Consider the following 12,197-nt stretch of genomic DNA (forward strand, 5'->3'; position numbering starts at 1 on the left):
AAGAGCGAAGAGCCGCATTGGGAAACGCCAGTTGAGACAGGGAAGTCAATGGAAAGCTTCATTGGATATTACATCGAAATTTGACGTCGGAAGACTGATGTCGTCGGCTCGAAACCCAGAAATATATCTCTCCGTTTGCGATTGGTTGTGGTACTTTTGGGTTCGAAGGAATAGCCAACGTACGGCCCAGGCGACGCGGGGCGTTCGGCGAACTGAAAATGAATCCATTGAATCGGCAGTGTCATTACACGGAGGTCACCCATGGTTTTGAAATTCATCGCGATTGCATTCTTGGCGGTCGCAGCAACGAGACTACATGCCGAGTCACCCATTCGCGAATTTCGGGATGGGGTGATCGGCCAGTGGGAAGTTGCTTCCTCTGAAAGGAATGGAAAGTCGCATACCAATCCAACGATCATTGAAACGGTTGTTGTCGATAAGAATTCAATCCGCCTCGTCGATACAAGAGGTGGCGAACGCCGTTTGGATTATCAGTTGCTGCTCGGCGAGACTGGATGGGCAATCGATCTGTACCGAAGAGGTGGTAAAGCAGATGCGATCCTGTTTCCGAGTCGCATTGACATGCATCAAAACAGATGGCGGGTGCTTCTGCCGCTGAACGACAACGCTTCGCACTCAAGACCCGACTCCTTCGATACATCGGTGCACCGGAACTGGATTCTCTTGGAGCTCAAACCCGCTGAATCGTCGTTGTCGTCCGCGACACAACCCGACCGTGCCACAGCCGGTCTTTCCCAACGACATTCCAATCCTGCCAGTGAGTCAGCATCTCGTTCAGACGCGGATGCCAACTTAGTGCCGCCGTCCATTGATGCCGGTATGATGGCGGATGACCTCGGTCGGATGCAGCGGCTTGGTTCTAGCAAGGTGCTGCGATCGATTGACTTGATCGAGACCAATCCGCGTCGCGAAAAATGACCGGGATCATTCTTGTTGTGATTGCACTTGAGTCGTGAACATGGACATTCGAACCACGACGATCGCTCGCCTTCTCGCTGCAACTTTTTTTGCCGCATTGGCAATACACTTCTACTCACTTCTTCGTCCGTATCCGTTGATCGGGATTCCAATCACGTTATCGCTAGCCGGCGCAGCAATCAATGTCGGATTGCGAGGGCGTTTTGGCCTTGTGAACGGAATTGTGATTGGTGCTGTGCTCGTGCCCTTTTTTATTGCGATTTCGGCGGTATTCCGATAGACGAACACCACTTGCTCACTGCTTCTTTGTTTTTTGACGCGGGACTGTGCCGACGTCGTGGCATGGCAGTGGTGGAAGCGCGCTGAGGAAAAGTCGGCCGTAAGGTTTGGATCGAATTCGAGGGTCCAGAACCACGACCATCCCCGAATCATCGCGGGTGCGGATCAGACGCCCAAAGCCTTGCCGGAATTTGATCACGGCTTCGGGCAATTGGTAGTCAGGGAATGGGTGACCGCCGCGAGCACGGATGGTTTCGAGTCGTGCTTCGAGTAGTGGATGGTCGGGAACGGAGAACGGCAATTTCGTGATCACGACGTTGGTGAGAGCGTCGCCAGGAACGTCGACTCCCTGCCAAAAACTGTCGGTTCCAAGCAGCACGCCACGTGGATCTTTGCGAAAGGAATCGAGCAGTTGCGTTCGGTTTTGATCGCCCGCTTGGCTGTACAAATGCAGGTCGCGTTCGATGCACCACGGTGTGATCGCTTCGGCACATTTGCGAAGCAACGAATAGCTCGTGAAGAGCACAAACGCGTGACCATCGGTGTGGCCAACGAAGCGTTTGATTTGCTGGGGAAGTGCGGCTTCGAATTCGTCTCGTTTCGCAGAGGGATCGGGCAGTCCACGGACGATGATCAGTTTGGCCTGTTTCTCGTAGTCGAACGGGCTGCCGACTTGGAGTGAGCGGCCAGTCGTCAGACCCACACGACTGCGGAAGAATTTGAATTTGTCCTGCTCACCGGTCGCGAGCGTGGCACTGGTCATGATGACCGAGCCGATTTCTTCGTTCTGAAAGACTTCTTCGCGAAGCGTTTGGCCGATGTCGATTGGTGAAGCGGACAGGGAGACTCGGTCCATTCCGCGACGACTGCCGGAGGTCTCAACCCAATAGACCGATTCTTGTTTGAGCGATTGGTCGAGCCATTCACGCAAGCCGCCGGCCAAGGCGAGAAGTCGATCGTGAGCGGATTGGAAGTCTTGCCGATCGGAGTCGTTGTCTTGTCCGTCCGCATGAGCTCGCAGCCGTCGAGCGAGGATCTCCATCGGTTCGCTGAGCGGATTGGGCACGACTTCGGGGTGATGCACGCGACCGTTGCGTGAACGTGATTCTTGCATCCAATCCAGCACACCGGCAAACATTTCGCTGGCCGCGAATCGGCATCGGTCGACCATTTTTTGCAAGGCTTCCAGCTCGTGAGCGACGAGCAAACCCTTTTGCTGGCGGTCGTTGTAAAGACGATCGAACAGGTAGTCAAATTGGCCGCTGGTCAGCCGAATACCAAGGTGATCCCCCGCGACGGATTCAATCGTGTGGCATTCGTCGAGGATGATCGCGTCGTAGTCGGGCAGCAGCGAAACGCCCTGCCGACGCATCGCGATGTCGGTGAACAGCATCGCGTGATTGACGATCAACAGTTGTGCGTTTTGGGCTCGGCGCCGGGCTTGGAAGTAAAAGCAGTCCTTGAAGTTCGGGCATTTGTTGCGAAGGCAATTGCCCGTGTCGCTGCGGACCTCGTCCCAGACTTGACCATCGGGTTTGATCGGCAGCGTTGATAGTGACCCGTCCGGCGTGTTGTCGGACCACTTTCGGATCTCGCGAAGCTGTTGCATTTGGAAATCGTTGGCCATCAACGACACCGATTTTTCAACCGCTCGTCCCATTCGCCTTAGCGAAAGGTAGTTGTTTCGGCCCTTCACCAGCACAGCGGAAAACTCCCGCGGGATCACGCTGTTGAGCAGCGGGATGTCCTTGCCAATCAGCTGTTCTTGCAGGCTGATCGTGTGCGTCGAGATCAGAACGCGTTTGGGGCGATCGGGGTCTTTGTCTCGATCACTGGCCGGGCCGATTCGGTCGTCGGCGTCGTCTGTCGAACGCTTTGGCTTTTTGGTTCCGGGTTCGGTTTGATCCGACGTCGCGTGAAGGATCGCGGCCGCCAGATACGCGAAGCTTTTTCCGGTACCCGTGCCCGCTTCGACGACCAAGTGTTCGCGGTCGGTCAACGCCGAAGAGACCGAACGAGCCATCTCCAGTTGTTGTTCGCGGGGTTCGTAGCGGGGTAGTCGACGGCTGATGCTGCCGCCGGGACCCAGAATCGAATCGATCGAGAGTGGTTCGCTCACGTGGAAGCCTGTTCTGAATCCGGTGTCAGCGATCGATCGTAAATGCGGTGGGTTTTGCTTCGGGATGCACCACCTCGCTCGATCGTACCTCGCGAAAGTTGGTTGCTCTCGAGTACCCAAGAGAACTCACCCATCTCGATTCCAAATTTGATCGCTTCGGGCAAGATCTTGTAGAGCGTGACCAAGCCAAGGCCCCACTTTTGGTATTCGGGCAACACATTGGCGCTGACCAAACGGAGACGCTTGAGTTTCTTCCGTCCCATCAAGAGTTTCAGCCAACCGAATGGGAAGAGCTTTCCATTGATCTTTTTGATCAAAGGGTTGTAGTCGAGCAGGCCAAATCCGGCGCCGACGGGTTTGCCATCGATCTCGGCGATGCTGGTGAGTTTAGGAAGCAGCAGGTTCTTTAGCCCTTTGCTTTGATCGTCGACTTCCGCTTCGCTCATCGGGACGTAGCCCCAAGTTCGCTGCAAGGATTGGTTGTAGATGTCCAGGAATACGCGGACGTCTGCGTTGAAGTTCTTCGGATCGATCGAGCGGCACACCGCGTTGAAACGCCGAGTTGATTCCTCGATGACAAACAATAGTTTCGGGTCGAGCGTTTCAAGGATGTCGATCGAAGCTTCGTAACTGTAGAGATCTTGCGACTTCTCAAATCCGGCAGCCTGAATCAGGCGTTCGTAATACGGGTGGTTGTATGGAATCAGAAAAGTCGGCGGCGTGTCGAAGCCATCGACCAGCAACCCGACCTCGTAGTTCAGGCTGGGGTGAACCGGGCCGCGAACACCGGTCATCCCGCGTTCTTTCAACCAGTTCCCCGCGGTGTTGAGAAGTTCAATGGCGGCCTCTTCATCGTCCTCGCATTCGAAGAAGCCAAAGAACCCACGGGTTTCTTCGTGATAGCGATTGTGGGCGTGATTGACGACCGCCAACACCCGGCCGACGACTCGATCGCCACGTCTAACGAGGAAGGTTTGGCCTTCCGCGTCATCGTAAAATGGGTGGTGCTTGAATCCGACCAATTTGACCCGTTCGCTCCACAGAGGCGGCACCCAGTTGGGGTCGTCGCGGTAGAGGCGTTTTTCGAGATCGAGAAATGCCTTTTGGTCCTGGCGTCCGGAAACGGGTTGGCACAACACATTTTCGGACATTCGAGCGTTCAGGGGTTGGTAGCAGAGAAGCTGTTTTGCAAACGTTAGAAGATAGCAGACTCGGGTTGGTTCTCCCATCGAAGCGAATGTGCAAAAGTGTTGCCCCATGGAAACCATACGAAGCCTGCAAAATGCCGCCGTCCGCCGAATCGTCTCGCTGCGCCGTTCTCGAAAACGACGTGCCGCGGGAGTCGTTTTGGTCGATGGTCCGCGTGAATCGCTGCGGGCGATCGAGGCCGGGTTGAAGCTGGCGGCGTTCTACGAGATCGAACCGAAATCATCGGAAACCTCCGGCCCGCCGGACATGCCCGAGCAGGCCGTTGGGAGGCAGCACGCGATTGATGCCGGTGTGCATCGCTGGGTCACCGCCGAAGTGTTTCGCAAGATTGCGTACACGGCTTCGACGGATCGATGTGTGGCGGAGTTTGTGGCACCAGACGATTCGCTGGAGCAGCTATTGGATCGTTCGTCCTGGAACGACGGGCTGATCTTGGTGCTGGATCGAGTTGAAAAACCTGGCAATTTAGGGGCAGTGTTTCGTTCGGCGGATGCGGCGGGCGTTTCGGCGGTCTTGTTGTCGGATTGTCCGTCGGATCGATTCAATCCCAACGCGATTCGAGGATCGTTGGGAGCCGTGTTCACCGTTCCATCGGCGTCGGGGAGCGAACTGCAGATCGAGGCGTTTCTGAAAACACATGGCTACCGCGTGACAGCGATGCGCGTGGAAGGCTCGCGACCTCTCTTCGATTCGGATTTGCGAGGAAAGGTGGCGGTGGTGTTGGGCAGCGAAGCGGATGGATTGGCGGACCGCTGGGCGGGTGACTCCATCGATCCGGTCGCGTTGCCGATGGCTGGTCACGTCGACAGCTTGAACGTGTCCGTCAGCGCCGCAATTGTGGCTTTCGAAGCGGTTCGACAGCGAAGCAACGGCTAACGAATCAGCCGAGCGAGATGGCTGAGCAATGCCGTTCGTGAAACACCGTTGTGGCTGATATATGCGCGTGCTGAACGCATATCGCCTCGCTGGTGGCTGAGCGTTTCCGCTCAACGGAGTGGTCCTGGCTGGTCCAAGCTGTATCTATGTCAAGACCGATCCAGCAGAACCAAACGTTCGATCTGGCAAAATCGTTAATGCCGGAACCACCCGACGACGATACAGAGGGTGTTCGGAGGTCCGGTGGATAAATTCCCTTGGCCATCGACGCGGAAAATGTGCCGGGGGGGTACATGATCCTAAAAGATCGTGAGCGTAAGGATCCGCCATGCTGATTGGCAAGACAATGAACCCGACGGGCTCGAATCGATTGAGCAGCTGCCGCAAACGCGAAAGGCTGGCTCGTTGGTTGACCCAAGCTTTTGTTTGGGGTGGTTGCATTGCCGCGAGCCAAGTTGCCGGTAACACGGCGTTGGCGGACGAAGCGGCAGCCGCGAAATTGCCACCCATTCGCTTGGTGTCCGGGACGATTCAGAACAACCCGTTCGTAGAACGACCTGCTTCTCAAGCCGCGGTTTCATCGACCGCCGCCGGCAAGACTGCCGCGAGCAATGTGAACCTGATCCAAACTCAGGGCGATGCTGTGTCGGGCGGAACAACGGTGTTGTATCCGATTCGCCAGACTTCTGAGCAAACACTGTCGGAGATCAAGCTGAAGTCGATTGGCACCGCGGTTGGTTTGCTTCCGATTGGTGCTCCCGCGACGCAGCAGACACCGTTGGTCGTGGAGCCAGCCCGGACTCCTGTGCCGAGAATCAATCCACACGCTCAACCGGATTACGATCGAGCTGAATCAAGCGGCATCGTCGAGTTGACACCTGCTCATGTCTCGACCGATGTCCAAGCGAATCAATCCATCTCAACGGATTACGACGCCGACCAAACAGATGTGCAGTGGCAGCAACCCAAGATTGCTAGCCAGCCAACGCCCGTCATCGAGCAAAGTGTTGTCGCTGAAGAAGCCATGGTTCTCGCACCTGCCGTGCAAGAGCCAGTCGCACCACAGCCAGCCGAAGCGGAAGTCGTCGACGTTGCAGCCGTCGAAGAACCGGTTGCTGTAACCGCTGAAGAGTCAGAACCGATTGAGTTTTCGCTCAATGACGCGACGGATTCGTTGAGTGATGAAGGCGATTCAATTTCGCTGAGTTTTTCTGACTCAGATGAAACGAGCGAGAGCGTCGCCGCTGATGAATCGGTCTCGATGCCTGAGCCGATGAAGATCGCAGTGCCGACCAAGATCGCTCCGCCAGTGGAAGAACCCACGGTTGAATCGACTTTGCCGCGGCTGCCAAAGCCGGTGCAAATCAAAACGCCGTCGGAAATGATCGTTCAACAACAGCGTCATTTGCCAGTGAAGATTGACTCGCCAACGCAGTTGGAACGAGTTGATTCCGAACGCATGCAGAACGCTCCTGTTCGGCATCGTGCCGCGGTTGCTGTCGAAGCACCACCGATGGTTGCGGTTGCGAAGCGAGCCGCATCGGCTTCCAACGGATCTCGAGTCAGTGCCGCACGGATCGTTCCCGCCGCACTGGCAAGTCATCGCGGTGAGTTTCAGCGTCCGACACCGGTTACCACCTCGGAACGGGCATTGCCAATCGAAGACACCATTCAATGCAACGCAAACGATGTCACTTCGCTGACAGTGGACGGCGTCATTGAAGCGGTTCAAGTCGAAGACGATTCGATTGCTCGAGTCATCGGCAGCACCTCGCGTCACTTGCGATTGATCGGGGTTCGCCCTGGCAAGACTCGCGTGTTGGTGCAGCAGAAAATGGCCGGCGACGCAGAATCGGTTCGTGAAATTTACGAACTGCATATCGCATCACCCAGCAAAGTTCGTGGTGGCGAGAGCCAACAAGAAAGCTCTTTGATGGAGCTGATCGAACAAAAATATCGCACCGCGTCGGTGCAAATCTCGCGTCAAGGTGATCGCATCATCGTTCAAGGTGAATGCGATGATTCCCGCGACGCGAAAGAAATCGTTCGTTTGATTCGAAAGACTTACTTGGTGCCAGTTGAAGATCAACTGATCCTTCGTTAGTCCCTGTCACGTTCGTCAACCTACCACTACCCAGCCACCGTCGGTCACCGTGCCGCTTTGTTCGTCCTGAGGTTCAATTATGAACAACAACTGGTTTCCACGATTCGCCGCACGAATGTTCGGCACCCTTGCCGCGGTTGGTTTGGCTTGGTCGGGTTTGGGCAACGCTAACACGCATGCTCAGCAATTCGGCGGCCCATCATCTAGCAACACGATGATGCACGATGGCCAAGCGTTTCGTGTCGTGCAAGCCTCTGATCCTGCAGCCGGTGGCTGGGATCTCGGTGCGATGCAATCGGCCATGAACGCTTCGTCGTCCTCCTTTGGCAACGAAGTCGCTCAGGTTGGGCATCATGGCCTCGGCCAAGCTCAATCGTGTGGCAGTTGCGGAACGCAGTGCGGTGGAGCTTGTGGTTCGGCTGGATTCGGCGGCGGAATGGCATGTCCCACATGCGACCCTTATCGTTATGCCAGCGTCGAAGCGTTGTTCATGCGTCGCGAAGGCATCGACAACTTCACCGTTGCTCGCGACTTTGCTCTCGACGATTTGGATTTCGAATGGGCTCCACGAATCACCGTTGGCGTCGTTCCTGACTGCGTCAACGGTTTCGAAGTGGGCTTCACCGGAGTCTTGGACTGGGAATCGGATGTGTCAGTCGCAGCGGTCGATGGTCTGTCGACACTGTTGATCGAAGATCCACTGCAACCAGGCACACTTGGGACGTTCGGTTTCGACGCAGCCGATGAAGCCGACGCTCAACGTCAAATTTATGAATCCCGGTTCTGGTCGGTTGAGATGAACCGAACGATGATGGCCTGGGACGTGGCGAAGTTGTTGATCGGTGGACGCTACATCGACTTTGAAGAAGACTTCAACTACTCAACCGTTAACGGTGCCAACACTGGCCTGCTTCGTAACAACGCTGCCAACCGCATGATTGGTTTGCAGGTCGGAGCGGATATCTACAACCCAATCGGACGATTCTCGTCGAGCTACGTTCGAGCTCGTGCGGGTGGATTCCTTAACATCGCCGAATCGAGCGTGTTGGTTCGCAACGAAACCGACATCCTCGCAAATGGCGCAGAAGAATCGACAGAGCTGAGCGGCATGTTCGAATTCGGAACCGGTGTCCGCTATCAAGTTGGAGAGCTGATGGCCGTCCGCGGAGGCTTTGAAGCTTGGTACCTGACTGGAGTGGCCACATCCGAAGAGCAAATCAGCTCGGCCACCGTCACGCCAACCTTCGGCCGCTCGTTGATCGCCGACGACGATGTGTTCTTCATCGGCCTGACCTTCGGTGCAGAACTGAAGTACTGATCCTGTCACGCGACATCCATGATCGCTTTTGAAAGAGAGCGGTCATGACTTAGCCGCAATCAAAGACAATTCAATGCCATCGACGAGACCGCAAACGGATCTCATCGGTGGCATTATTTTTTGTCTCGTCGGATCTTCTTCTGAAGCCAACGTTTGGCGGAGTCACTGGGGCCGGCTGATGGCGTGTCGGACGAGCGTTTGGATTGTCCGATGCTGTGTTCGATGATGCGGGTCTTGGTGCGGTCCAAGTCTTTGCCGCACTCGGGGCAGATCGTGGGCGGTTGGCTCACGCGAACATTGCACTGGGGGCAGTAATGTTCAATCGATGGTCGTCGTGCGGCTTCAAACAATCCGCCGACCTCTGATGCCGAGAACCAGTTGGAATCGTCTTTACGAATCCTGGTTTCCGCGACGACCGATCCGTCTCGCACCAATGCCAACAATTCGGCGGGCTTGTACGGACCGAGTTGTTCATCGCCTTTCTGAACAAACCAAACGGACATGCTTAATTTTGCTCGATATGGATGCTGCGCCGTCGTCGTTCGGCACGTCGAATGTCATCGATCAAACCGGCCACTTCACCGACGTTGTTGATCCCAACCAACTCCAGCTCGGGATCGCTCTTGTCGGTGCTGATGATGGAGATTGAACCGACCTTGAACATTCGCTGGATCGGGCCCTGTTCGTAGCTTACATCGCTGATGTCGATCACTTCAATTCGATCGGTGCGGCGAGTCAGGATTCCAGTCTTGTGAATGAATCGTTGGCTGGTCAGTTCGTACTGCACACCCAGCCGTTTAGCGGCGTAGTTCAATCCCACCATGATCCAAAGAACTGCGATCACGATCAAAGCGATGCCGAATGTGAGTTGCTCGATGAATCCGGCCGCGACCAGAATGACAACGCTGAGGATGGCCAATCCGATCCAAGAACCAATCATTGCTTTGGGGCTGTAGCCACCTTCCCAAAGTGTCTCTTCTTCTTCGTGATCATCCAGTGATCGCTTCTTCGTGATTTCGTCCATGAACCTTTCTTTAGGAGTGCTCGCCGCTTGCCGCGAATCAGGAGCCGGGGTGGACGATGCCGCCGAGGAAAGCGGATCGGGAACCGACTCCGTTTGAGCGGGAGTGGTGGGGGTTGCGTTTTCGTCTGTTGGGTTGGCCGGGTCAGTCATCGTTGAGTCGTTCCTGTTGATTCAATTCGAGGGTTGGTTCACGAGCGGTTTCAATCCAAAAATCGTGCCAGTGCTGGTAAGTCGTCGCAGAACCAAACAATTGTTCTGAGCCGAAACCGTTGTCCTACTTGGCCGAAATCACCGCGTTCTGGGGCGCGACACCGTGATGGCTCGGTCAGTGAATGTCAGACCAGACACCTCGCATCCGAAGACGTTCTGGACGATCATAGCACACCTTCGAAAGACTCGTGAATCATGCTTGCCCAGTGCACCGGGGCAGAGTGTTTGAAAATCGGGTGAATTTTCTACATTGAATTTGACTGCAAATGCGTTGCCCGTTCTGTCATTCCGATAACGACAAAGTCCAAGATTCGCGGACGGCCGAGGCTGGGTACGTGGTTCGTCGAAAGCGGCTGTGCCAAACGTGTCAGCGTCGTTTTACCACGCTGGAGCAAATCGATGCGTTGAACGTTCGAGTGGTCAAAAGCGACGAAACCCGGGAGCCGTTTGATCGCGAAAAAATCAAGCGTGGGATCGAGCGAGCGTGTTCGAAACGTGCTGTCACCAGCGACGAGATCGAAAAGACCGTCCAAAAAATCGAAGAAGCGATTTACGCTGAATTTGACATGGAAATCCCCACCGCGACGATTGGCGAAGTCGTGTTGCGAAAACTCGCGACGCTGGACGAAGTCGCTTACATTCGATTTGCGAGCGTTTACCGAGACTTTGACGACGCGAAGGATTTCTTGCAGATCGTTTCCAACCTTCAGCGTGACGCTGAAACAGAGGATCGCTGATGAGTCCACGCACCCCACTTGCCTGGAAAAATCTGATCGGCAATCCCGCGCGATTGTGCGTGGCTGCTGCGGGAGTGGGGTTTGCCGCCGTGCTGATGTTCACTCAAAACGGTTTTCGCAACGCGTTGCTGGACAGTCCCGTGCGACTGATCGAAGTGGTCGATTGCGAGTTGGTCGCAATCAGTCCCGCTCGCTACATGTTGCCGGTCGACGAAAGGTTCCCGCGTTCCTTGCTTCGCCGAGTCAAAGCGGATCCGGCGGTGACGGACGTGCAAGCGTTGTTGATCGAGCGAACGATGGCACGCGTGCGAGTCGAAGGCAGTCCATCGCGACCGATTCGGGTGATTTCGGTCCCCGACACTAGTCTTTATTCCCCGGGTTCGAGCGATACATCACGACCCTGGTTGAATATCGCTGGGCTGAACGAGAGTCGCGATGCCTTGCGGCAACGAGATACGGCGCTGGTCGATCGCAAAACCCGGTCTGAATACGGGTTTCAGTTCGACGATTCGGGGAATCCAGCGGATCAGCGAATCGAGTTGTCGAACCAATCGATCGAACTGGTGGGTTCATTCACCTTGGGAACCGACTTTGCCAATGAAGGGTCGTTGCTGATCGCCGAGTCATCGTTTGCAAACTATTTTCCCCGACGCGGCTACGGCAAACCACTCGAAACAGTTGACCTGGGTTTGATTCGTTTGCAGGACGGCGCCTCGCCAGAAGAAGCGGCTGAGCGATTGACGGCAATGGCCGCCGGTCAGTGGCAAGTCCTGACGCGGCAACAAATTCGCGATCGAGAGCAGACGTTTTGGAGCGAGCAAACGCCGGTTGGAATGATCTTTCTGATCGGCACTCTGATGGGATTCGCGGTTGGAATCATCATTTGCTACCAAATCCTGTTCACCAATTTGCAGGACGCGATGTCGGAGTACGCCACGCTGAAGGCGATGGGATACCCCAATCGATTTTTCGTCGGGTTGGTGGTTCGACAATCGGTGTATTTGTCGGTTCTGGGATTCATTCCCGCTGTCCTGATCGCTTTGCTGCTGTTTCGAATGCTCGAATCGTTGACCGGTTTACCGATGGCGTTGACGGTCGCACGCGCCGGGTCCGTGTTGATTCTGACGACGCTCATGTGCCTGATTAGCGGATTATTGGCCCTGCGGAAGCTCGTTCGGGCGGATCCGGCCAGCCTTTTCTGATGCGGCGAGAGATTCGGTCGGCCAGTTCCGTCAGCCCCAGTTCGGCGGAAGATCACACTGGTTTGTGAGGATCGTGGGGCGATACAATGAGGTCGCGATTTCGTGTCCCCCGCGGGCGACGTGCGTTTGTTCGATAGCTTGTTTTCAATTGGTCTGAGTAGTGAATTTCCACGCCAATCT

11 protein-coding genes are annotated in these 12,197 nt (G+C 55.5%); 7 read left to right on the forward strand and 4 right to left on the reverse strand.

The genetic code is table 11. The features are described 5' to 3' along the window. The first annotated feature begins 261 nt into the window (after window positions 1–261). Window positions 262–939 (forward strand): hypothetical protein, encoded by a 678-nt coding sequence (locus tag B2R17_RS02585; RefSeq protein ID WP_286762724.1) that lies wholly within the window; start codon window positions 262–264, stop codon window positions 937–939. Between the two features lie 40 nt (window positions 940–979). Continuing rightward, window positions 980–1,219: a hypothetical protein gene (locus B2R17_RS02590; protein WP_286762725.1), complete on the forward strand. Its 240-nt coding sequence runs from the start codon at window positions 980–982 to the stop codon at window positions 1,217–1,219. 15 nt (window positions 1,220–1,234) lie between these two features. On the opposite strand, the gene B2R17_RS02595 is transcribed toward B2R17_RS02590, so the two are convergent. Beyond that, window positions 1,235–3,337 (reverse strand): ATP-dependent DNA helicase, encoded by a 2,103-nt coding sequence (locus B2R17_RS02595; RefSeq protein ID WP_008662497.1) that lies wholly within the window; start codon window positions 3,335–3,337, stop codon window positions 1,235–1,237. Next, window positions 3,334–4,596, reverse strand: coding sequence for an N-acetyltransferase (locus B2R17_RS02600; RefSeq protein ID WP_286762726.1), 1,263 nt, complete (start codon window positions 4,594–4,596; stop codon window positions 3,334–3,336). Before B2R17_RS02600 ends, B2R17_RS02595 begins: the two co-directional genes overlap by 4 nt. Here B2R17_RS02600 and B2R17_RS02605 point away from each other — a divergent pair. The 3 genes from B2R17_RS02605 to B2R17_RS02615 all read left to right on the forward strand — a co-directional run bounded on the left by B2R17_RS02605 (window position 4,595) and on the right by B2R17_RS02615 (window position 8,844). Then, complete coding sequence (locus B2R17_RS02605) at window positions 4,595–5,422, forward strand: RNA methyltransferase (protein WP_286762727.1); 828 nt, start codon at window positions 4,595–4,597, stop codon at window positions 5,420–5,422. The two genes, B2R17_RS02600 and B2R17_RS02605, sit on opposite strands and share 2 nt — an antisense overlap. A 328-nt stretch (window positions 5,423–5,750) precedes the next feature. Next, entirely contained in the window at window positions 5,751–7,526 is a 1,776-nt protein-coding gene (locus B2R17_RS02610) for a pilus assembly protein N-terminal domain-containing protein (protein ID WP_286762728.1), read from the forward strand. A 115-nt stretch (window positions 7,527–7,641) separates the two neighbouring features. Next, window positions 7,642–8,844 carry a hypothetical protein gene (locus B2R17_RS02615; RefSeq protein WP_286762729.1) on the forward strand — a complete coding sequence of 401 codons (1,203 nt, stop codon included), beginning with the start codon at window positions 7,642–7,644 and terminating at the stop codon, window positions 8,842–8,844. A gap of 113 nt (window positions 8,845–8,957) precedes the next feature. On the opposite strand, the gene B2R17_RS02620 is transcribed toward B2R17_RS02615, so the two are convergent. Together B2R17_RS02620 and B2R17_RS02625 are read right to left on the reverse strand one after the other, a co-directional pair. After that, on the reverse strand, window positions 8,958–9,347 hold the full coding sequence (locus tag B2R17_RS02620) for a DUF4339 domain-containing protein (protein WP_008662506.1): 390 nt from the start codon (window positions 9,345–9,347) through the stop codon (window positions 8,958–8,960). A gap of 2 nt (window positions 9,348–9,349) precedes the next feature. Beyond that, entirely contained in the window at window positions 9,350–10,018 is a 669-nt protein-coding gene (locus tag B2R17_RS02625) for a PH domain-containing protein (protein ID WP_286762730.1), read from the reverse strand. A 326-nt stretch (window positions 10,019–10,344) separates the two neighbouring features. Between B2R17_RS02625 and nrdR the strand changes: the two genes are divergently transcribed. After that, complete coding sequence (gene nrdR / locus B2R17_RS02630; protein ID WP_008662509.1) at window positions 10,345–10,815, forward strand: transcriptional regulator NrdR; 471 nt, start codon at window positions 10,345–10,347, stop codon at window positions 10,813–10,815. Then, window positions 10,815–12,017 carry an FtsX-like permease family protein gene (locus tag B2R17_RS02635; protein WP_286762731.1) on the forward strand — a complete coding sequence of 401 codons (1,203 nt, stop codon included), beginning with the start codon at window positions 10,815–10,817 and terminating at the stop codon, window positions 12,015–12,017. Before nrdR ends, B2R17_RS02635 begins: the two co-directional genes overlap by 1 nt. Window positions 12,018–12,197: the final 180 nt, after the last annotated feature.

This window comes from Rhodopirellula sp. UBA1907, from assembly GCF_002337565.1.
Taxonomy (GTDB): domain Bacteria; phylum Planctomycetota; class Planctomycetia; order Pirellulales; family Pirellulaceae; genus Rhodopirellula; species Rhodopirellula europaea.

Excerpts from the sequence above, each read along its gene's own strand:
- B2R17_RS02585 (WP_286762724.1), top strand. The coding sequence starts at position 262 with ATGGTTTTGAAATTCATCGCGATTGCATTCTTGGCGGTCGCAGCAACG.
- B2R17_RS02590 (WP_286762725.1), top strand. The coding sequence starts at position 980 with ATGGACATTCGAACCACGACGATCGCTCGCCTTCTCGCTGCAACTTTT.
- B2R17_RS02605 (WP_286762727.1), top strand. The coding sequence starts at position 4,595 with ATGGAAACCATACGAAGCCTGCAAAATGCCGCCGTCCGCCGAATCGTC.
- B2R17_RS02600 (WP_286762726.1), bottom strand. The coding sequence starts at position 4,596 with ATGGGGCAACACTTTTGCACATTCGCTTCGATGGGAGAACCAACCCGA.
- B2R17_RS02610 (WP_286762728.1), top strand. The coding sequence starts at position 5,751 with ATGCTGATTGGCAAGACAATGAACCCGACGGGCTCGAATCGATTGAGC.
- B2R17_RS02615 (WP_286762729.1), top strand. The coding sequence starts at position 7,642 with ATGTTCGGCACCCTTGCCGCGGTTGGTTTGGCTTGGTCGGGTTTGGGC.
- B2R17_RS02620 (WP_008662506.1), bottom strand. The coding sequence starts at position 9,347 with ATGTCCGTTTGGTTTGTTCAGAAAGGCGATGAACAACTCGGTCCGTAC.
- B2R17_RS02625 (WP_286762730.1), bottom strand. The coding sequence starts at position 10,018 with ATGACTGACCCGGCCAACCCAACAGACGAAAACGCAACCCCCACCACT.
- nrdR (WP_008662509.1), top strand. The coding sequence starts at position 10,345 with ATGCGTTGCCCGTTCTGTCATTCCGATAACGACAAAGTCCAAGATTCG.
- B2R17_RS02635 (WP_286762731.1), top strand. The coding sequence starts at position 10,815 with ATGAGTCCACGCACCCCACTTGCCTGGAAAAATCTGATCGGCAATCCC.